Below are 20,230 nucleotides of genomic sequence, written 5' to 3'. Positions count from 1 at the left end.
GTCATCTTGATGCAAATATAAGGATTATCCGAGCCTTCAGTGATACTTTACTCGTGACCTCATACGATGGCTTATCCTGTCAGCTCATCCTGTCGCCACTGACGTGGGCTGATGCCAAACCAGCGACGAAAGGCACGGGAGAATGCACTGACCTCAGAATATCCCAATAACAGGGCCATTTCGGAAATCGGCAGCTGACGCTGCTGCAAATAGTGTTTCGCCATTTCGCAGCGTACGTTATCCACCAGCGTGGTAAAACTCAGCCCTTCCTCGCGCAGGCGTCGCTGTAATGACCAGCTCGACAACCCCATTTTTTCCGCCACATCATCCAGTACAGGTTCCCCTTGCAGGATCACCAGATGAACCTGCGCCCGCGCCTGATCGACGATATTCTGCTGCGGCGTACTGCTGTTCAGACGCTGGATAGCATCCTGCATTACGCTCAGTAATAAGGGATCGCTGTCCGGCATCGCACGGAGCAAATCGCGTTTCGGGATCAGTAAGGAGTTGAAAGGTTGATCGAAATAGACAGGGGCATCGAACACTTTACAGTGCTCATGCCATTGTGAGGGACGTGGGTGTTCGAAATGCACCTCACGCGGCGCCCAGTTTTTTCCTGCCACATGGCGGATCAGGTTAAGGAACATGCCGAGCGTGAGTTCCGCATCCTGGCGACGGCAGAGGATAGCACCGTGACGCACCTGATAATCCAGCCGCCAGCAGTCCCCCTTATCCACCAGCCGCGTCAGCGTATCGTGCTGGTGCCACGGAAACGCATTCGCCACATTGTGCAGTGCCTGTTCCAGCGTGGCGCTGCACAGACCGATGTAGCCAATCAGACCTAATGACTGCGGTTTAAACTGCCTGCCGTAATGTAAACCGAAGTTATCACAACCTGAATACCGTGCCGCTTCTTCCATCACCCGGCAATAGTTGATTAAGCCCAGACTGAGCGTGGGCTGTGCCAGCAACTCCGGGTCGATACCGCTGACGCCAAAAATTCGATCAACGTCACCGCCGCTGTGGCAGATAAACTCGCTCAGTCCACTGGCAGCAGCAGCCAGGACCCCACGATTGCAGGCGCTGGCACTGTGCAGAACATGGCTGGTTTCTGAACGGGCCAATGGGTTGGGTAACATGATTAATGCCTCCTGCTGCGGTGTGGGCTCTTTACTCCTCTTTACACAGCAAATTGCGTACCAACCACAACATCGGACAAAATCAGCGTGTTAGCCTACGGCTCAGTGCGAATAAGCACTGTGGAGGCGCAGCGTTGCCCGTCCACGGTGCAGTAACATGAGGGTTATACGCCAACAGGCAGATCGCGCGTCTCCAGGTAGCGGTGGCACAAACGCACAGAATGGTCCGCCCACTGTGGCCCAAGACTTTGCGCCATCTCCGTTTCCGCATGCGATCCCGCCCAGGCCAGCAGCTGGATCCGGCGCTGGATCAGTAGCGCGGGTATCCTTTCCATCTCAGCATCGGTGATATGTGCAACCTGCTCGTAGCCCCGGATCCAGTGTTCAACCCATTCTGCGGCACGCGGATGGTGCTCGACAAAACTGATCGCCGCCGCCAGATCGTGCAGATACCAGCCGAAACCGCAGTCATCAAAATCGATCACCCGGGTTTCGCCTTTATACAGCAGCAGATTCGTCAGTCGCAGATCGGCGTGGATCAGCCCGTAGTTGCGGGGCTCCTTGCCGAACTCTGCCAGCGTCGCTCCCACTCGCGCGATCGTCTCCTCCACAATGCCGTGATCCTGGACGCGCAAATTCGGCGCATCGCGCCAGTCGCCCCAATGGCTTTGCGGGCTGACCATGGTGTGATGATCCCAGATGATACGCTGAAAACCCGCCGGGCGCTGCCATCTGCGGCTGTGCTGATGCAGGCGAGCGGTAATATTCCCCAGTTGCTGAAAGGCACGCGGATCAACATCGGTCCCCGGCATCTCCCCCTCGATCCAGTGGAACAGCACGGCATGACGTACCGAACCCTCCTCCAGCATCAGCGTTTGTACGCGTTGTCCTTCACGATCGACGACCGCCTGCGGCACATCGATGCCGGTTTCACGTAGGGCATCCAGCCACTGCAACTCACTTTCAATATCGGCACGCTGGTGATAATCCGCCCGGTGCAGGCGCAAGGCATAACGTTTGCCACCCGCTTCGAGTAAAAAGGTCGCGTTTTCTGAACGGCACAGCAGGCTAAGTTTGCCCTGTAACGCTGCCGGATAGCGCAACAGTGTCATTTCGGCGAGGCGCAGCAGTGCGGTATTGTTCAGGGTGTCATATTGTTTTGCGGTCATAGTCTGGCTCCGGAGTCAGTTTCAGGCAGTGCTTCTTTGCCTGACAGCATCCTATCGCTTGCCCTCTTCCGGCTTGACAGCAGACGACCCTGTTTTGACCGCAGCGTACACCTGGCACTTTTTTTGCGAGTGAGTTGACCCGCGAGCACAAAAATCATCATGCCCGCGTCAAGTTTCCCCCAACGGGCAACGGCATTATCGAATAACGCTCTCCAACCGCCTCTACGCCACAAACATCTGCGGTGTAGGGGATGAAGGGGAAACACACTCACGGGGATAACGACATGACAACGAAATTAAAGCCCACGCTGGGCACCATACATTTGTGGGGCATTGCAGTCGGTTTGGTCATTTCAGGGGAATATTTTGGCTGGAGCTACGGCTGGGGCGTGGCGGGAACACTCGGCTTTTTGCTGACAACGCTAATGATCGCCACCATGTATACCTGTTTTATCTTCAGCTTTACCGAGCTGACCACCGCGATTCCACATGCGGGTGGCCCGTTTGCCTACAGCCGTCGTGCATTTGGTGAGACCGGCGGCCTGATTGCCGGTATGGCCACGCTGATTGAATTCGTCTTTGCTCCTCCGGCGATTGCGATGGCCATCGGTGCCTATCTCAACGTTCAGTACCCGGAACTCAACCCGAAGTACGCAGCGGTGGGTGCCTATATTGTCTTTATGACGTTGAATATTCTGGGGGTGAAACTGGCGGCGATGTTTGAGTTAGTGGTCACCGTACTGGCGGTGTTCGAACTGCTGGTGTTTATGGGCGTGGTCGCACCGGGCTTCAGTATTGCCAACTTTGCCGCTAACGGCTGGGCAGGCGGTGAACACTTCGGCATGCCGGCACTGTCTGGTATTTTTGCCGCGATCCCGTTTGCTATCTGGTTCTTCCTCGCCATTGAAGGCGCAGCGATGGCAGCAGAAGAAGCGAAAGATCCGAAACGTACGATCCCGCGTGCCTATATTGCCGGGATCCTGACGCTGGTGGTGCTGGCCCTCGGGGTGATGCTGATGGCCGGGGGGGCTGGAGACTGGCGCGTACTGTCTAACATTAACGATCCGCTACCGCAGGCAATGAAAATGATCGTGGGTGAGCACTCTAACTGGATGCACATGCTGGTGTGGATCGGTCTGTTCGGTCTGATTGCCAGCTTCCACGGTATTATCCTCGGCTACTCACGCCAGTTCTTCGCTCTGTCTCGCGCTGGCTATCTGCCTGCGGGCCTGGCGAAGCTGTCACGTTTTCAAACCCCTCACCGTGCCATTATTGCGGGTGGCGTGATCGGCATCGCCGCTATCTTTAGCGACAGCTGGATCAACCTGCAGGGCATGTCACTGACCGCAGCGATGATCACCATGGCGGTATTTGGTGCCATCGTGATGTACATCATGAGTATGCTGAGCCTGTTCTGTCTGCGCCGCACTGCCCCGGAGCTGGATCGCACCTTCCGCGCACCAGGTTACCCGATCGTTCCCGCGATTGCGCTGGTACTGGCTGTGGTGTGTCTGATTGCGATGCTGTGGTTTAACGCCCTTATCGGTGTGCTGTTTGTGGCGCTGATGCTGGCAGGTTACCTGTGGTTCCTGATGACCAAAAGCCAGCGTGACAACGCACCACATGATGCGATGCTGCATGGCGAATAGCCGTTGCATGGGCAACATCCAGGTCAAGGGCGTTTCGCTTTGCCGCTACGCGGGCTGAGCGCCCCAGGGCCGGAGCGCTGTCGGTCCCAGATCGGTTGCCTTACATGCCTGTGTAACGGTATAGCCATGATCGAGTACCAGCTCGGCGCATTCGCGTTTGATCTTTTCGGGTTCCGTACATCAGCATTCTTCGTTTATCGTTATCAGGCCGGGCGGTCCCGGCCGTTTCAGTCAGTCTTTAAAGCAGGCATCCAGAGCAAGTGCCTCGCGGTACGCCTTCATGTACAGGTCTATGATGCGGCAGAACGCATTCCGGGCAAGCCTCTCCGCAAGCGTTTCAGAATCTTGGTGCTTTTACGATTCCAGGGCTTTCAGCCTTGAAAGCAGCTCGTATATGTCGTTTGCCAGCTTCACCACGTCTTCGCGCAGCGGTTCCAGCCCAGCGTAATTCGTCATGCGGCCTCCGGCAGCCAGTCGCTGTCGCCCTGCGCGGTGGTACTGCTCCAGCAGCTCGATGCCGATATAGCGACGTCCGGACTGGAGTGAGGCGACGCAGGTCGATCCGGATCCGGCAAACGGGTCGGAAATGATGGCACCCGGGTGCGTGAAGGACTCAATCAGGGGTTGCAGGCTGGTGACCGGCCAGCGCGGTCGCGGAAATCAACGAGATACGGCGGATCGGTGAGAATGAAATCCACGGCCTTATCGGGAAAGCCGGACATAATCTGGATGCAGTTACCCTGAATGAAACGTGACATGCGCGCACCCTCTCTCTGGTACCGTGACCTCCACACAGACGAGCGGCCAGCTGAGTAAACAGGGGCGGATACGCAAGCCGCACGCGCCGCCGGAGCGGACTGAATGTCCCGAGAACGGTGGGGAACGGGTGAGCAGTTGTGTTTGTAGTCAACCAAGAAGAGGGATAATAAATGCGCAGCGAGGGTAAACGATAGGTGTCCGCTTTGAGCGAGCAGCAGACGCTGAAAATCTTATGAGGCAGGCGTTTAACAATGAATGTTCCTGGAAGTGCTAAAGCTCAGGAATAAGAAGTACATCAAAAATGTTTAGGATATGAAGACAGGACATTTAAATGGGCCAACATTAATTGACCCCTTAACTCAACCAGACAGAGGACTTACACCTCAGAGATCCGCGTATCTGCGATGGTTTCTGAGAAATGTTTCCCAAACAAATCTGCGGGCGTCTGAAAACCTGGTTTTACTTCCCCCGCCAGCACTCTACGCACTGCCTCCACTGCAGCCATGGCGGTAAAACTATAGCCATTCACTGTTTCGAGCAACATCCGCACAACATCTCCCTTCGCATTGACGACCTCAGCCACAGCCTGATATCGGTTATCCAAGCGTTCCTGTTCTGTTGGGCCATCCGCTAAAAGTGACAGATCCCCTTGTGGAAATTCTGTGCCGCTAAGATGCACAAAAGTCTCAATGTCTGGAATGTTTGTAGACATCCATATCGTTGTCAGGTCTGGTAGGCTTACCGGGAAACACTCTACGGGTCCAACGCCAAAATCAAAACGTCTTGTTTGGGTAGGTTCCTGAGGTATTAATCTGCCGTTTGAGCGTTTCAGACACTGCGGCGAGAGATTTTCAGTCGCGCTGATGGCGGATCCTCGCGACATCGGCCCGGCGACATTCAAAGCAAGGGCGATTTTTTTCGGGGCAGATATCCGCTCTGCTGCATGGGCGGCAAGGCAACCCAGCATGGCCACGCTGCCACCACATCCCGGTAAGAGCATGACGCCTGCAGCCGCTGCATCAGCATCAAGGATCTCAGCAAGCCTGTAGCTGTCGGGTTCAGCAGCAACATCCAGATAATGGGTTTTACTGTTAACCGCCGCCCTCATCAAAGCACTGGCCGTATACATAAAGGGGCCGGCACAGTTCAGCACAACGGCAACATCCTTAAGCGCCGCACTGACTGTTTCTGCATCTGCAAGAGAGAAGGTCCGATAAGGGATACCTAACTCTGCGGCCATAGCGGCGAGTTTTCTTTCGTCTCGTCCGGCTAAAATAAGCGGGACGCCGCAAATCAGAGCATGAGCAGTTATCAGACCGCCTGTGTAACCGGTTGCGCCGTAAATCATGATGCTTTTCATGAAGTTTCTATACCTGAATTTGAAGGATTCATTGTGGAGATGAGCGGATAGGAATTCGTCATCACAGTCTTACTTACCGTGCTGCCAGCTTTTATAGACAAATTCCAGGCTGTAGCCGTCGGGGTCCCTGACCTGGGCCGCGTAATAGCGGGGATCATAATGAAGTTGTGGGCCGGGAGGATGAATCACGGTGGCACCCGCCGACAGGGCCGCTGCGTAAGCCTGATTGACAGCAGATTCGGAATCGCCTGCGAAGCCTACGTGGATGGCATCCGGAAACACCGTTCCCTGACGCAGCCAGAAGAATATTTTCCCGTTAGAACCAAATCCTTTAAGGTCGGGATGTCCGGCAGGTCCCTCTTTACCGTCATAATCGTGACGGACAGAGATACCAAGTTCAGGTAATACGCGTTCATAGAAGCTGACCGAACGATCAACGTCACTGACGGAAAGAAAGAGATGGTCAAGCATAGCGTGCTCCTGAAATCAGATGTTATATCCGCCCGCGACTTCAATCGTCTGAGCATTAATCCAGCCGCCATCGGAAGAAAGTAAAGAGGCGATGACGCGCGCTACCTCCTCCGGTTCACCGACCCGGCCCAGTGCCGTTTGGGAGGCAAGCAGATTTTCAAATTCCTCGTTCAGTCCTCCTCCCAGTTCAGTCCTGATTGCACCTGGCGAGACGGCATTTACCCGGATCCTCCGTTCCCCAAACTCCTTAGCCATATAGCGGGTCAGAACTTCAAGTCCGCCTTTAAAGGCAGCGTAAGGGGCGACGCCTGAAGTGGCTACTCGCGTGGTGGCGCTCGTCATGTTGATGATGCACGCATCGTGGCGCAGCAGGGGCAGTAGCGTCTGCGTCAGAAAGAAAGGTCCCTTCAGATGCACATTCATCAGGCTGTCGAACTGGTTCTCTGTGACGGTTTCAATCGGGTTAAAAAGTCCATATCCGGCATTATTCACAAGGCCATCCAGGCCGCCATCTTCCCAGCGGGATTTCATCACCTGCTCAAGCTCAGCACGAAAATGACTGAAAGAACCGGTATTTCCGACGTCCAGCTGCAATGCGATGGCTTCGCCACCTTCCGCCTCAATACGTTCCACCACACGGGTGGCAGCTTCAGACTGGCTGTTCCAGGTCAGTATGACGCGATACCCGAGCCGGGCACATTTCAGGGCGGTGCTTGCACCGATGCCCCGGCTGCCGCCGGTAATCAAAACATTTTTCATATTAGCCTCTGCAAGTAAGTGTTGACTGAACAGAGGTTACGCTTTTGCAGGTCGTAAGGCTGATGTGATCCTCTTCGCTATTTGCCTAATCCTGCCTTTCTCTTGTTGTGCTTACAGCGACGTGATATCAATCTGGGGATGGAAAAACAATTACAGAAGTTACGAGAGCTCGCATCCGGCGCGGGTAATCAGCGTACCGAAACCGGCATTCCACGAGTTGCAATGGTGCAGGGAGTAATCCCTGAACATCGCCTGTCTGCGGTTTATGAGCCTATGATTAATCTTATCCTGACAGGTTCAAAAAGCATGACTGTCGGCGGAAGGACATTAAACTACAATCCAGCTACTTATTTTGTCATGTCAGTAGACTTACCCGCAGTAGGAAATGTGTTCCCTGATAACGTTACAAATGCACCTTATCTGGCTGTCAGCCTGACGCCCAAGCCTGAAATTATTGCCGATCTGCTGGACAAGATTCCCGGCACTGGTGAGGCTTCTCTCTATCATTCAGGATTTTCAGTAGCGCCAGTCACCCGGGAATTACTGGATGCATGGATTAGAATGCTGTCCCTTATCAGAAAGCCCGATGAAATTGCCGCTCTGGCTCCGGCGTATGAACGGGAAATTCTTTTTCGTGTTCTACAGGGCCCCCTTGGATGGATGCTAAGGGAGATCGCAATGCCTGAAACCCACCTTGCAAGGATTTACAAGGTGATCACCTGGATTAAGACAAACTACACACAAGCCATACGTGTAGAGGATCTGGCTGAAATGGCAGCGCTTAGCGTATCCGCTTTTCACCGCCACTTCCGCGCCATAACGGCTTTAAGCCCCGTGCAATACCAGAAACAAATTCGCCTGATGCATGCCCGGCTTAAGCTCGCCACATCGGGCGAAAATATTATGAATGTCGCGCTATCGGTAGGCTATCAAAGCCACACTCAGTTTAGTCGGGAATACGCACGACAATTTGGATTACCGCCCTCAGCTGATTTGAAAAAAATCTCCCTCAGCCATGCCCGCAATTAGCGCAATGTGAAGATTGCCTGCCAGAATTTTATTCGGTTGTCCTGGCATCAAACGCAGCCTGAGCAAGTGTCACGTCAGAACTGTACTCAATGGTCCAGTTAAATAGCGCCTGAAACGGCGCTTCCAGAGTGCGCCCCAGAGGGGTGATGCTGTATTCAACTGCAATCTGAGACGATGGAATGACGCGACGGGCAATTATGCCGTTTCGTTCAAGACGGCGTAAGCATTGAGTCAGTGACTTCTGGGTAATGCCATCCATGCACCGCTTTATCTCGTTAAATCGCAATGGCTTGCTGCACAGAGCGAAAAGGATTGAGACAGACCACTTGTCAGTTATTTGATCCAGTAATAACCGGCCTGAAGCCTTGTCCTCGCATGAATGACCGGGGTAATACTCCGGACTGTGCGCCTGCCTGTTGTCTGCTGACATACAGTTTACCTCCGTATACCTAGGTGAAAAAAGGTGCCTAATTGACACCAAGTATCCACAGTATACCTTATAAATCACCAATCATAAGGAGCAAATTATGTCAGTATCACTCAGTGAAAATGTTGCAAACAAACTTGCTATCGTCGATTCGCTTTACCGATATGCGGCAGGAATTGATCTCAAAGACCCGGAGTTAATTAAAGGGGCCTTTACTGAAGATGCAGTGTCTGACTTCCGCCCTGCGGGAGCTAAAGCGGGTTTTGAATATCCTGTCCTGGAGGGTAAAGAAACGATAGCTGATGCATTGCTGACTTCGCTTAAGCCGATTGTCACCACTCATTCAGTGACGAATCCACGTGTAACTATCGATGGAGATAAAGCATATCTGGAGGCGATTGTGGAAGCACAGCACTTGCCTGAATCCGATCCCTCACGCCATTATCTGATGAAAAATCGTTATGACGTTGAACTTTTAAAGCAACAAGACGGCTGGTTCATATGCCGGGTCACAGTTGATAATATCTGGAGGACTGGTGACCCGACAGTGCTGGCAGGAGTGTAAGGTTTACCGGAACATTGGATAACCAGAATTTCTGAGATATGCAAATGTACTGAAATATTTATTGTGTGTGTCTTATCTTAAAACAATGGTGGATGAAGGAGCATTAATTCATCCATCGTTAAAAGAAAAGAAGGATGTTTCATATTCCAGGTGAATGACACCATCAGGGCCACTTCAATAGATTTTGATATCTATATAATCATTCTGATGTGCGCTCCTGGCACAGAGCAGACATCAGCCACTGACCTCGGCATCAGATACAACTACCCGTTTATAGCATCAGTTTTCAGTGAGGCAAGGACGCTGCGTAAAGATTGCCTGCCCTGAGATCTGCTTTTTCTCACCATCCCGGATTATTGCATTTATGATGGTTATCAGCTTCCGCATACATGCCGTCATGGCAACTTTGAAAACTTTGCCTCTGGTAGTCAGATTTTCATAAAATGCTTTAATTTCGGGATTGTAGCGTACAGCAGAAAGCACAGCCATATACAACTTTGAACGGATATCAGATCGACCGCCCCATATCATTCTACGCCCGCTGAAACTCCCACTATCCCTGGAGTATGGGCATAGTCCAATAAGTGAACTTATTGGAGTATGGGCATAGTCCAATAAGTGAACTTATCTTAGGTCGATCAAGCTTTCCTAATTCAGGCACCTGAGTAAGCAATGCCGCCATCACAACTGGCCCTCCCCCTTTCAAGTCCCTGAGCAATTCCACTTTCTCTTTCAGTACAGGGATTTTCCCAATCCTTTCAGCGAGAGCTTCGTCGATGCGCTTTATTTCGGATGTCAGCCACTGGATGTAGCGACGTATATCGGTCTTAATCTCCTGTTCTGTTTGTGCTTCGAGTCGGTTTGTTTCCATTGTGCGATTAGCGACAAGTTGACGCCGGCGGCTGACCATTGCTTTAAGCTTAAACAGCTCCTTATCATGCTTCTCTCTGACCGGCGGTTCCACACGCATGCCATATTCACAGATTAGTCTGGCATCCTGCACGTCAATTTTTGACCAAAGTCCCAATGCACGACTGAAGTTCTTTATCAAACGGGGATTGACGACAGCAATGTCGAAACCATGCAGTTCCAGTGCATCTACCAGTGCTCTATGGTAATTACCTGTTGCTTCAACCACGAATAAACTGATTTCATGGCTGCTGACTAATTCCAGCAACTCCTTAAACCTTTGGCAGAATTTTCAAAATGATATGTGACAGAACATCCACTGACGCACACGTCAAAATTGTTCTTGGCTATATCTACACCCACAACGACTTTCATGTTCATTTCAGTTCTCCCAATCTTGCAAAATTCGGGCTGGAATTAACCGCCCAGGCAGTTGTTCGGGCTGGTGCTGAAAAAATGCTGCGCTGTTCAGCTCACCCTCGGGCTTGTAAACCCAGCAGGCTGGTCGTGCAGCAGCATCGCATTGCCAGTTTAATGAGGCTTGCTCAACATACACGCATGTCGCGAAGCTTCTCTTGTTTGCGAAGCCGCTCAGCTACAGTGAGGGCACGGCACTCCATGCCCTCCGGCTTACGGCCACAGGACGTACGACTTCTTAGAAGCGGAGCGCAGCGACTTCTTTATCTTTTTTTAGAATATTTTCTATTGATTAATAATTTACCGCGAAAATAAAACTCAAATTCTGACGCAGACAGTTTGACCTTAAAATATGACATATGTCTGCTAGTCCCTTAACAAACACCATCACCATGACGCCTTATCATGACTCCTTCAAACTACAACACTATATGAGAAGGATATAAATTATTTAAATAATTTAATGCCATTCAAAATCATATATTTCAAGTTCAGAGTAATAATTTAAACGCCATTAAAAATGGAGATAACAATGAGCGAAGCAAGAAACAATACAATCCCACATATTATTATTACCGGCGGCGCGGAACAGCTCCCTAAAAACCCTCCAATTGGAGGAGGTATTTATCGTGCTGAACCTGCTTTTCCCAGAGAGAGCTATGCAGGATGGGGAGGGGTTCAGGTTGCTTACGTACCTGGGCAGTTTGTATCATATAACTCTGTAACCGCATTAGGTAAAGAAACGGATGGAAATATTGCTACTGCGCGAAAAAACCGAAGCGTGGATCCGGCAATCAGTATCAATTCGGCAAATGACTCAATCAATGCCAGTTCGGCAGTTTCAAGCGATCCCCGTATCGTGACTTCTGTACTAGAAGTAAAAAAAGCGCTCGAAGAGTTTAATCAAGCAGAGTCACAAAGAGTGGCGGCAGAAAAAAAACTCGGAACCATTTCGAAAGCGACTGCCATTTCAATTAAAAAAGGAATCAAAGAGTGTGGCCTTACAAAAGTCCATCCCAATGATTATGACGCTGTTCTAAGAATGCTACAACGCGTTACCAATAAAGCATGGGAAAGGGATGTAACGGGTCCAATTATAAAAGAAATCAATGCAAAACAACGGCTTCTTTCGCAGATCAACAAGTCCAATGCTGCTCAGGAAACACTAAACGTTAAATCCGGGGAACTACGAAAAGTTACAGTCAAAGCAACGGAGGATAATGATGTTAAAGAAGCCATTAAAGTATCCTCGGAGTTTCTGAAAGAGGTCACTGGTAAATATGGTGAAAATGCGTCAAAAATCTCGCAGGAATTGGAAGATGCTGCGAAAGGTAAAAAATTAAAAAATGCTACAGAAGCGTTGGAAGCATGGAATAAACATCAGGGTGACATTGATAAAAAGTATAGTAAAGCAGACCGCGCTGCCGTCACTAAAGCTCTGGAATCAGTAAGTTATAGCGACGTAGCGAAACAAATGAATAAATTCAGTAAAGTATTTGGATTTATTGGAAATGTTAATGACGCAACAGATTTGCTTTTGGAGTTGAATAAATCCAATAAGACTGGTGACTGGAAACCATTTTTCGTCAAGGCTGAAACCATTGTCGCCAGCAGGGTTGCAGGTGTAATGGTTGCCTTTGCTTTTGGTCTTGTGGCCGCAACTCCAATCGGGCTTATTGGATTTGCGGTTATTATGGGGGTGACAAGCGCTCTTATTGATGAAGAACTCATCAATAAATTTAACAGCATGTTCTGATAATCAACACCCCGCTTACTTTTTCGGGGTGTTTTTTTTCATACGAATGACCAGCCAGACCAACCCCATTGGCACTGAAAAAATGATGCATATCAGATCAAAACCTCGATTCCAGTACGCATGCGTTATTAATTTCATACTGATAGCTTCAGCCAGAGACACAGCAAAAGGGAAAAAAACGGAGTTCACTACGGAAACCCAAAGAAAGTAAGTTAAAACATTATCATCTAACTCACCACCTGAAACCCGAAATATTAAGTAAATACAGATATAGAATAATGCAGAATATGAAAAATATTTTGCATAAAATTTATTATCCATTTTTCACCTTAATAAAAATTCCAATAAAAAACCTTCAATAATTGTTATAAGCATATCAGATTATCAACTCGTTCGCTCGCCACAGGAACGGCTGACGCGTACCGCAGCGAAGCGAGGAACGAACAGCCGGGGCGAGGAAGCGTCAGTTAACCATAATAGCGGGGGAGCACAGTCACTCAGCAGGAGGCTCTCAGCGTCCATCTCTCGTTCACTGCTTTTGTTTCTTCCCGTTGTATGTCAGTAAAAAACCGGCGGCAATCATCATTTTGAAATGGGCCATTTCTCTTGCCAGCGCAGTCTGCGGATCGTGGATGACCTGGTTAAGAAAAGCGCGGTCAGCGCGCTGCCGTACGACGGTATCTCCCACAAACGGGCTGGTTTCACTTCCGGCCGCACCCGTGAAACGGGCGTGGCGCCTGTCGCAAGCGCGGATTCCAAAGGTCGGTGCGACTGCCGCCCTTTGGTCTCTTCGCCCACGAAGTGGGAAAGCGAAACGCCCTTGACGTTGCCCTGGCCATCGCCGTTACAACGGCCACAACCAGGCCGCACCGCGCACGCCGCTGGAATCACCGTGAACAGCCTGCCGGATGGGCGTTTCAAACTCTCCGCCAAACACCCAGTTTTTCACCAGCAGCGGCACCGTCTGATACAACCGCTCGACGTTACTCATTCCCCCTCCCAGCACAATCATGTCCGGATCAAGAATATTCACCACGTGGGCCAGCGACTTCGCCAGGCGCAGTTCATAGCGGCTCATCGCCAATTCGGCCACCGGGTCCTGTTGTGCCACCCGCTGCATAATCTCCGCGCCTTTTAATGACACGCCGCTCAGGCGCTGGTAATCCGTGGCAAACCCGGTTCCGGAGATAAAGGTTTCAATGCAGCCTGCCTTACCGCAGTAGCAGGGAACCTCTTCCCGGTAGCGCAGCTCATCTTCATCCATCCACGGCAGCGGGTTATGACCCCACTCCCCCGCATTGCCGTTGCCACCACTGTGTGCCTGGCCATTCAGCGCGACTCCCGCACCGCACCCGGTGCCAATAATCACCGCGAACACCGTTTGTTTGCCTGCGGCCGCACCGTCCACGGCTTCAGACACCGCCAGGCAGTTGGCATCATTGGCGATACGCACCTCACGGCCCAGTCGCTGCTGTAAATCTTTATCCAGCGGCTGACCGTTGAGCCAGGTGGAGTTAGCATTTTTTACTCGCCGGGTATAAGGCGATAGCGTACCGGGGATCCCCAGCCCCACTGTGCCCTGCTGGCCCGTCACTTCTTCTGCGCGGCGTACTAACCCGATAATGTTTTCCAGGGTTTTTTCATAGTCGTCACGCGGCGTGGGGACGCGATAGCGGAACAGTTCCTCCCCCTGGTCGGATAAGGCAATCACTTCTGTTTTCGTGCCACCTAAATCGATACCGATACGCACTTGTTATTCCTCATGATTTGACGGTGAGATTATTACCTTAGAAGGAGCGGTGCGGAAAGGCAATGAAACCCCGCCGCCGATTCGCTATCATGCGCGCTGACTTTGAACTCGCGCGCCTTTTGCGCGTCCGGAGAGGGAATGCAGCATGCTGTGGTTTAAAAATTTGATGGTTTATCGTCTTAATCGCGACATTCCGCTGGTAGCAGACGAGATGGAAAAACAGCTCGATGCCTTCTCTTTCACCCCCTGCGGTAGCCAGGATATGGCCAAGACCGGTTGGGTTTCTCCCATTGGTCCACGTAGCGACGACCTGACGCACGTCACCAACGGTCAGATTCTGATTTGTGCGCGTAAAGAAGAGAAAATGCTGCCATCGCCGGTGATCAAGCAAGCACTGGAAGCGAAAATAAGTAAACTGGAAGCTGAGCAATCGCGCAAGCTGAAAAAAACAGAAAAAGACTCTCTGAAAGATGAAGTGCTGCACAGCCTGTTGCCACGCGCCTTCAGCCGTTACAGCCAGACCTATGTGTGGATCGACACCGTTAACAACCTGATTATGGTCGACTGCGCCAGCGCGAAAAAAGCGGAAGATACGCTCGCCCTGCTGCGTAAAAGCCTCGGCTCACTGCCCGTGGTGCCGCTGACGCTGGAAAGCCCGATTGAACTGACGATGACAGAATGGGTGCGTTCCGGTGAACTGCCGGCAGGATTTGCGCTGATGGATGAAGCTGAACTGAAAGCGATTCTGGAAGATGGCGGCGTGATCCGCTGCAAGAAACAGGATCTGGTGTGCGACGAGATCGCCAACCATATCGAAGCCGGAAAACTGGTGACGAAACTGGCTCTCGACTGGCAGGAACGTATTCAGATGATCTTGTCTGATGATGGTTCGATCAAGCGCCTCAAATTCTCAGACATCCTGCGCGAACAGAACGACGATATTGATCGGGAAGATGTGACAGGACGTTTTGATGCTGACTTTATTCTGATGACGGGCGAGCTGGCTGCGTTAATCAGCAATACTGTGGAAGCGTTAGGCGGCGAAGCAGAGCGTTAATGCTGTTGCGGGCGACGCATGCGTCGCCCCTACACGTAGGGGTCGGGCATGCCCGACCCTGCTTAAATCAATCTTTCAGATAACGGCACAGATACGCAGAAGGCTCAGCCACCTGCAAATGAAACTCACTGTGGCCCGGCACGTTAAAGATCTGGCCTGGCTGATAGAGTTTCCACTCAACTTCCCCTGGCAGTAACACTTTCAGGGAACCACTTACCACGGTCATCTCTTCTGCCTGAGCCGTACCAAAAGTGTACTCGCCTTCAGCCATCACACCCACACTGGCACGACCTGTGCTGGCGCTCTCATAACCAATCGACTTCACTTTACCGTCGAAATACTCACTAACATTGAGCATATAATTTCCTTAAAATCAGAGACAAAGGTAAGTTTGCAGTGTAGAGCCATAATTAACAGGCTGTCACGCACTATTGCGTACCACGCACTGCAATCGTGACTTATACCAACAGTTCTGCCGCCAAACGGGCAATCAGCATGTTAGACAACAGAACCGGAATACCGAGAAGTGCCTGTAAAAAATCGCGATGACGCGGGTGATAACCCATGCAGTCCAGCACCACCACATCGGCACCTTGCTCCTGTAATGATAATGCGGCCTCAATAAGCGGCTCATCATTGGCATGATACGGGCTGGCAACGGCAAAACAGGGGGGATGCTTCAGGTTTTTCCATTTATTCTTCTGAGCATGAATTTGCCCGGCAACCGATACCACGATCCCGACCTGATGCCCGCCAACAATGGCCTTCACCAGCGGAGGGACCAGACGGTCAGGCTCCAGCAGCACAGCGGTACTGGCGTAAAGGGGGCCGCAGTCACCCGAACACAATAGTAGGATAGTGTCGTATCCGCACTCTTCTAACAGCAGAATACGCTGCTGCAATTCCGTTGTGATTTTCTCAGCCGACACGCAGACCTGGCTACCGTCATTCAGCCGGATAACCTGCATTTTGCCCCCTGTGTCGGGCGCATATTGCCGCTCAATTTGCGCATGCGTCAGGTCATCAAGCAGCCCGACATGAACGATTTGCTCTTCAGGAAGATGCTCCAGCAGCAGCGGCAGAATGTCGGTGCGTGGAGACTGCCCACAAGAGAGAGTAACCAGAGATGGCTTCATAGTGCATAGTTCCACTGACAACAGGCTATCATCCTGCTTAATCTTTGGCGGCTGCTTAACCTCTCCCCCTGGGGCGAGGGCGCAATGGCCTTTGGTATTCTCTACTGAATAATAGCAGTAACCCCCCGACACCCTTTGATTATCCTTGAACCTGATCTCATCAATGTGCGACCCCACACAGAAACAGGGGTTAGATCACATTGAGCAACGTCAGTTTCAGGCAAAAAAGAGAGATCCCCTGAGGTATCAGGGGACCCCTTCTGGGGATGATCATCCTGCCTCTGACGGGCTGTTTCAGATAATCATGTCACTACGTGGTACTGCAGGTGCCCTGGTGGAGGCGTACTTCATATCCGAAAAGGAGATGAGGTAATTACTGCAGGGCAGAGGTCATATTGCCTCCCTGCCCTGCGCGGTCACCGTATTTCCCCGCCAGCTCACGCGTCACAATCTGTAATGCGTCCAGCGCGGAGGAAGAATAAGGTGACGCATGATGCTCAGACGGAAACGACAGGCAAAGTGCGACCGTTTCCCCCCGATGTTTATTGGTAATCGTGGTGGATACCGCACTGATCCCCTGTAAGGTTTCATTGCGTGCCAGCGCCCATCCTTGTTGACGAATACTGGCCAGTTCAGTGAGCAATTCATCCAGCGTCTGCGGTGAATTCGGCGAGTTCACCTGCCAGCTTCCGGCATAAAGTTTTCGGACATAATCATCGCTATAACGGGAGAGGATCGCCCGACCAACCGACGTTTCTGCCGCCGGCAGACGGCTCCCTGGCGGAGTAACAACCTGAATGAACATTCGGCCCTGGAACATGCGCATCACCATAATCTCACGCCCTTCCAGCACGGAGATATAGCCCGTACAGCTGGATTCCGCAGCCAGCCTCGCCATCATTGATGACGCACCATCCACCAGCGGCGTGGAGAGATAGTTACTGGCCAGCGTCAGCAGCATATGCCCGACATGAAAGCAGCGGGTATCGGGATCGCGCTCCAGCAGACCTTCGCTTTCCATGGTAGATAGCAGCCGCGAAACGGTGCTTTTCGGCAGCCCCAACGCCTGGGCAATATCGGTAAACGTCAGGCCTGGCTGGCCCTGGCTCACTCCACTTCGATTAAAAAGTTTCAGTACCGCCGTCGCATTCTCTAAGGTGGTCATACCTTTTGTTCCACTATTAGGAACTCCTGTTCCTGTTTTACCGTTTTGATAAACCTACGGCCAGGGTGAATCAGGGTCAAGCATTAATTTGGGTGCAGGAGGAAGGTCACCGATGTGATCATTTTGTCAGGACTGAAGGTGATACTTCAATATGCCAGAGAGGGCGAAATAGTGAATATTTATGGCGATAAATCCCGTAGCAGCAGGCATTTATGCTGTGACGGCGCGAGGTTAAAAGTAAGATTATTCGTAAGAAATTGCGACAATAGTGCGGAGTAAAACGGATGTCGGCATCCTTGCCTGTACACACCATTTTTTATTCTTTCGACTGGTCTTCATAGCGTTTTTTAGCATCCAGCGCTTCCTGCTCGGTTTTGTGCTCGCTGATCAAAGAATCAGGTTTCGGATGGTCGGCACGGAGTTCATACCAGATCACCGATTTGCCGGGCGCGCCCTTCTCGACCGGTATGATGTTCGCTTCTCGTGGATATGGTGGTCTGCCTGGCATAGTGCCCCCTTTTGATGTCAGTAAACGTGCGCGGCCAGTATGATGACCTTACCTGAGTATAGACAATCGAAACGGTTTATCTGCGGGACAAGGGAGAAAGCAGGCAAGAGGGGTGCAGGCAACGCTGCACCAACAGAGAATTTAGCTGGCGCGGGCGAGAGAAAGCACGCTGAGGATCTGGCTGACGACGCCGTCAGGGGACTGCATAGCGTTAATAATATGGTGCGCAGTCTGGCGATATAACGCATCACGCGCCGCCAGCACTTCAACCATCTCTTCCGCAATCGGCCGCCCGGTCAGTGTCGGACGCTGTTCGGCTTCAGGATAGGCTTCAAGACGATCTGCCAGAACAGCGGCATCGGCATTCAGATAGATGACCTGGCCATGTTCACGCATAAACTGACGATTTTCTTCGGATAAGACCATGCCGCCACCCGTGGCGATCACCGTTGAGGGTGCAGTGACGGTTTTCAGCGATGCGGTTTCACGCAGGCGGAAGCCCGGCCATCCTTCACGAGTCACAATATCCGCAACGGTTTGCCCACTGGACTGCTGCAATGCGTGGTCGGTGTCAAAGAAGGCGTACCCTAATGCCAGCGCCAGTGCATGTCCAACGGTTGTTTTTCCGCAGCCACGTGCGCCGACCAGATAGATGGGTAATGACATAACAGGCACTTCCTTTAGCAAACGCCGACGCCGATAATTAGGCGCAGCAGGCCAACCAATGAATAACGTTGCAGCGCATAATACCCGACATTTTCCCGGCGGGCCAGCAGTAACGTTTTATTTACAGCAGTGCATGCACACCAACCCATTAAGCTTTTGTTTAATAATCAATTATTGGTGTAATATTTTATTTACACATAGTGAACACACGCCTTTCTTGCCGCAACATTTCCTTACGCCAGCATGATTTACTTTCCCTGCGGTCTTGCCACTATAAACGCTGTCGCCCGTTTCCGGAGAATCCTTATGCAGAACGAAGAACAGCAGTTAATTGACAGCCTGTTTACCCGATTGAAACAGGCGGAGTCACAGTCCGGCCCCCGTGACAGTGCGGCAGAGAAACTGATCCAACAGCAGGTGCAGCAGCAACCCGGAGCGCCCTACTACATGGCGCAAGCCCTTCTGATTCAGGAGGCGGCGATGAAACAGCTAAACGCACGCGTTACTCAGCTGGAAAGCGAGCTGACGCAGGCCCGGCAACAACCGCAGCAGAGCAGCGGAGGTTTTCTCTCCGGTTTGTTTGGCGGGGGGAACCGTGCGCAACCCCTACAGCAGCCCCCCGCGCCCACACAGCCCTGGAATAATACGCCAGCCCAGCCACAGCAACCCGCTTATGCCGCAGCGCCTGCTGCGGGTCGGGGTTTCCTCGGCGGTGCATTACAGACCGCGGTTGGCGTCGCCGGGGGGGTCGTCATGGCCGAGATGCTGACCAGTATGTTCCATCACCAACAGCCGGAAGAGATCGTCAATATTATTAACGAACCGGCGCTACCAGACCCTGATCTCAGCAATAACCTCGACACGTTTAATAACGGCAGCGACAATTCGTCGTTCCTGGGGCAGGACAACGGTCTGCAACAGGATTATGCCAATGACGATTTCAGTAATGACAGTTTTGATGACAACGATTTTGATGATGACAGTTTTGTCTGACGACTGATTATGCCTCTCCTGCCATGCGGGAGAGGCTATCGATCATTTACGCTGTTGTTGTAACCATTTGTCCAGTTCATTGGCAAACTGCTGGCGGTCACGCTGGTTAAGCGTGGGCGGTCCCCCCGTCTGCACGCCACTGGCGCGCATCGTATCCATAAAGTCACGCATCGTCAGACGCTCACGAATAGTCGCTTCGCTGTAGCGTTCACCGCGTGGATTCAGCGCTATCGCGCCTTTCTCCATGACTTCCGCTGCCAGCGGGATATCCGCCGTGATCACCAGATCGCCTGCTTCCGCACGCTGCACAATTTCATTATCTGCCACGTCAAACCCTGCCGGAACGCGTAGAGTCCGCAGAAAACGCGACGGCGGCACGCTCAGTGACTGATTAGCGACCAGCGTTACCATCATCTGCTCGCGCTCTGCTGCACGGTACAGCACTTCTTTAATCACTTTCGGGCACGCATCGGCATCCACCCAGATTGGCATCGCCTTCTCCTTTTACTGAGAGTCGAGAATAATCACGATCTTCAACATTGTTTC

At 51.8% G+C, this 20,230-nt stretch carries 23 protein-coding genes and 1 pseudogene; 6 read left to right on the top strand and 18 right to left on the bottom strand.

All coding sequences use genetic code 11. The features are described from left to right. Positions 1-71: 71 nt before the first annotated feature. Together qhpR and LJN55_RS04880 are read right to left on the bottom strand one after the other, a co-directional pair. Positions 72-1,139 carry an AraC-like transcriptional regulator QhpR gene (gene qhpR / locus LJN55_RS04885; RefSeq protein WP_159337649.1) on the bottom strand — a complete coding sequence of 356 codons (1,068 nt, stop codon included), beginning with the start codon at positions 1,137-1,139 and terminating at the stop codon, positions 72-74. Positions 1,140-1,303: 164 nt separating this feature from the next. Continuing rightward, entirely contained in the window at positions 1,304-2,308 is a 1,005-nt protein-coding gene (locus LJN55_RS04880) for a phosphotransferase enzyme family protein (RefSeq protein ID WP_159337647.1), read from the bottom strand. A 284-nt stretch (positions 2,309-2,592) separates the two neighbouring features. Here LJN55_RS04880 and eat point away from each other — a divergent pair, with 284 nt between their 5' ends. Further along, a complete protein-coding gene (eat, locus tag LJN55_RS04875; RefSeq protein ID WP_227535782.1) occupies positions 2,593-3,957 on the top strand; it encodes an ethanolamine permease in 1,365 nt (454 codons plus the stop codon). Positions 3,958-4,422: 465 nt separating this feature from the next. Here eat and LJN55_RS04865 read toward each other — a convergent pair. From LJN55_RS04865 to LJN55_RS04850, 4 genes and pseudogenes are all read right to left on the bottom strand, one after another. Further along, positions 4,423-4,715, bottom strand: a pseudogene (locus LJN55_RS04865) (DNA methyltransferase); the annotation flags it as partial. 377 nt (positions 4,716-5,092) lie between these two features. Next, the gene (locus LJN55_RS04860) at positions 5,093-6,076 is read right to left on the bottom strand and encodes a saccharopine dehydrogenase family protein (RefSeq protein WP_227535781.1); all 984 of its coding nucleotides are present in this window, start codon (positions 6,074-6,076) and stop codon (positions 5,093-5,095) included. A 69-nt stretch (positions 6,077-6,145) separates the two neighbouring features. Further along, the gene (locus LJN55_RS04855) at positions 6,146-6,547 is read right to left on the bottom strand and encodes a VOC family protein (RefSeq protein ID WP_058691281.1); all 402 of its coding nucleotides are present in this window, start codon (positions 6,545-6,547) and stop codon (positions 6,146-6,148) included. Positions 6,548-6,562: 15 nt separating this feature from the next. Further along, positions 6,563-7,306 (bottom strand): SDR family NAD(P)-dependent oxidoreductase, encoded by a 744-nt coding sequence (locus tag LJN55_RS04850; protein WP_119825947.1) that lies wholly within the window; start codon positions 7,304-7,306, stop codon positions 6,563-6,565. 138 nt (positions 7,307-7,444) lie between these two features. Between LJN55_RS04850 and LJN55_RS04845 the strand changes: the two genes are divergently transcribed. Beyond that, on the top strand, positions 7,445-8,335 hold the full coding sequence (locus tag LJN55_RS04845) for an AraC family transcriptional regulator (protein ID WP_227535780.1): 891 nt from the start codon (positions 7,445-7,447) through the stop codon (positions 8,333-8,335). Positions 8,336-8,363: 28 nt separating this feature from the next. Here LJN55_RS04845 and LJN55_RS04840 read toward each other — a convergent pair whose 3' ends face one another. Then, complete coding sequence (locus tag LJN55_RS04840) at positions 8,364-8,765, bottom strand: winged helix-turn-helix transcriptional regulator (protein WP_227535779.1); 402 nt, start codon at positions 8,763-8,765, stop codon at positions 8,364-8,366. A 97-nt stretch (positions 8,766-8,862) separates the two neighbouring features. Here LJN55_RS04840 and LJN55_RS04835 point away from each other — a divergent pair, with 97 nt between their 5' ends. Beyond that, on the top strand, positions 8,863-9,327 hold the full coding sequence (locus LJN55_RS04835) for a nuclear transport factor 2 family protein (protein WP_227535778.1): 465 nt from the start codon (positions 8,863-8,865) through the stop codon (positions 9,325-9,327). Positions 9,328-9,606: 279 nt separating this feature from the next. On the opposite strand, the gene LJN55_RS04830 is transcribed toward LJN55_RS04835, so the two are convergent. Next, complete coding sequence (locus LJN55_RS04830; RefSeq protein WP_407647782.1) at positions 9,607-9,942, bottom strand: transposase; 336 nt, start codon at positions 9,940-9,942, stop codon at positions 9,607-9,609. Then, positions 9,881-10,504: an IS110 family transposase gene (locus tag LJN55_RS04825; protein ID WP_227535776.1), complete on the bottom strand. Its 624-nt coding sequence runs from the start codon at positions 10,502-10,504 to the stop codon at positions 9,881-9,883. Before LJN55_RS04825 ends, LJN55_RS04830 begins: the two co-directional genes overlap by 62 nt. Before the next feature lie 681 nt (positions 10,505-11,185). On the opposite strand from LJN55_RS04825, the gene LJN55_RS04820 reads away from it, so the two are divergent. Continuing rightward, on the top strand, positions 11,186-12,409 hold the full coding sequence (locus LJN55_RS04820) for a colicin-like pore-forming protein (protein ID WP_227535775.1): 1,224 nt from the start codon (positions 11,186-11,188) through the stop codon (positions 12,407-12,409). Between the two features lie 15 nt (positions 12,410-12,424). Here the strand turns inward: LJN55_RS04820 and LJN55_RS04815 are convergent, their stop codons facing one another. From LJN55_RS04815 to mak, 3 genes are all read right to left on the bottom strand, one after another. Beyond that, complete coding sequence (locus LJN55_RS04815) at positions 12,425-12,730, bottom strand: hypothetical protein (protein ID WP_227535774.1); 306 nt, start codon at positions 12,728-12,730, stop codon at positions 12,425-12,427. A gap of 208 nt (positions 12,731-12,938) precedes the next feature. Further along, complete coding sequence (locus tag LJN55_RS04810; RefSeq protein ID WP_227535773.1) at positions 12,939-13,097, bottom strand: hypothetical protein; 159 nt, start codon at positions 13,095-13,097, stop codon at positions 12,939-12,941. 156 nt (positions 13,098-13,253) lie between these two features. Then, positions 13,254-14,159, bottom strand: a complete 906-nt coding sequence (gene mak, locus LJN55_RS04805) for a fructokinase (protein WP_133846269.1) — start codon at positions 14,157-14,159, stop codon at positions 13,254-13,256. Positions 14,160-14,304: 145 nt separating this feature from the next. Here mak and rdgC point away from each other — a divergent pair, with 145 nt between their 5' ends. Next, on the top strand, positions 14,305-15,216 hold the full coding sequence (rdgC, locus tag LJN55_RS04800; RefSeq protein ID WP_133846268.1) for a recombination-associated protein RdgC: 912 nt from the start codon (positions 14,305-14,307) through the stop codon (positions 15,214-15,216). A 67-nt stretch (positions 15,217-15,283) separates the two neighbouring features. On the opposite strand, the gene ppnP is transcribed toward rdgC, so the two are convergent. From ppnP to aroL, 5 genes are all read right to left on the bottom strand, one after another. Beyond that, on the bottom strand, positions 15,284-15,574 hold the full coding sequence (gene ppnP / locus LJN55_RS04795; protein ID WP_133846267.1) for a pyrimidine/purine nucleoside phosphorylase: 291 nt from the start codon (positions 15,572-15,574) through the stop codon (positions 15,284-15,286). A gap of 100 nt (positions 15,575-15,674) precedes the next feature. Next, positions 15,675-16,352: an AroM family protein gene (locus LJN55_RS04790; protein WP_227535772.1), complete on the bottom strand. Its 678-nt coding sequence runs from the start codon at positions 16,350-16,352 to the stop codon at positions 15,675-15,677. 373 nt (positions 16,353-16,725) lie between these two features. Continuing rightward, complete coding sequence (locus LJN55_RS04785; protein ID WP_133846265.1) at positions 16,726-17,517, bottom strand: IclR family transcriptional regulator; 792 nt, start codon at positions 17,515-17,517, stop codon at positions 16,726-16,728. A gap of 316 nt (positions 17,518-17,833) precedes the next feature. After that, complete coding sequence (locus LJN55_RS04780) at positions 17,834-18,025, bottom strand: YaiA family protein (protein WP_133846264.1); 192 nt, start codon at positions 18,023-18,025, stop codon at positions 17,834-17,836. A 141-nt stretch (positions 18,026-18,166) separates the two neighbouring features. After that, positions 18,167-18,691 carry a shikimate kinase AroL gene (aroL, locus tag LJN55_RS04775; RefSeq protein WP_133846263.1) on the bottom strand — a complete coding sequence of 175 codons (525 nt, stop codon included), beginning with the start codon at positions 18,689-18,691 and terminating at the stop codon, positions 18,167-18,169. 306 nt (positions 18,692-18,997) lie between these two features. Here aroL and LJN55_RS04770 point away from each other — a divergent pair, with 306 nt between their 5' ends. Then, positions 18,998-19,684, top strand: coding sequence for a DUF2076 domain-containing protein (locus tag LJN55_RS04770; RefSeq protein ID WP_133846262.1), 687 nt, complete (start codon positions 18,998-19,000; stop codon positions 19,682-19,684). A 42-nt stretch (positions 19,685-19,726) separates the two neighbouring features. On the opposite strand, the gene LJN55_RS04765 is transcribed toward LJN55_RS04770, so the two are convergent. Continuing rightward, complete coding sequence (locus LJN55_RS04765; RefSeq protein ID WP_133846261.1) at positions 19,727-20,176, bottom strand: YaiI/YqxD family protein; 450 nt, start codon at positions 20,174-20,176, stop codon at positions 19,727-19,729. Positions 20,177-20,230 lie beyond the last annotated feature (54 nt).

The organism is Erwinia rhapontici (genome assembly GCF_020683125.1).
Lineage (GTDB): Bacteria > Pseudomonadota > Gammaproteobacteria > Enterobacterales > Enterobacteriaceae > Erwinia > Erwinia rhapontici.
Note: the sequence above shows the minus strand (reverse complement) of the source record. Positions and strands in the feature narration are given on the sequence as shown.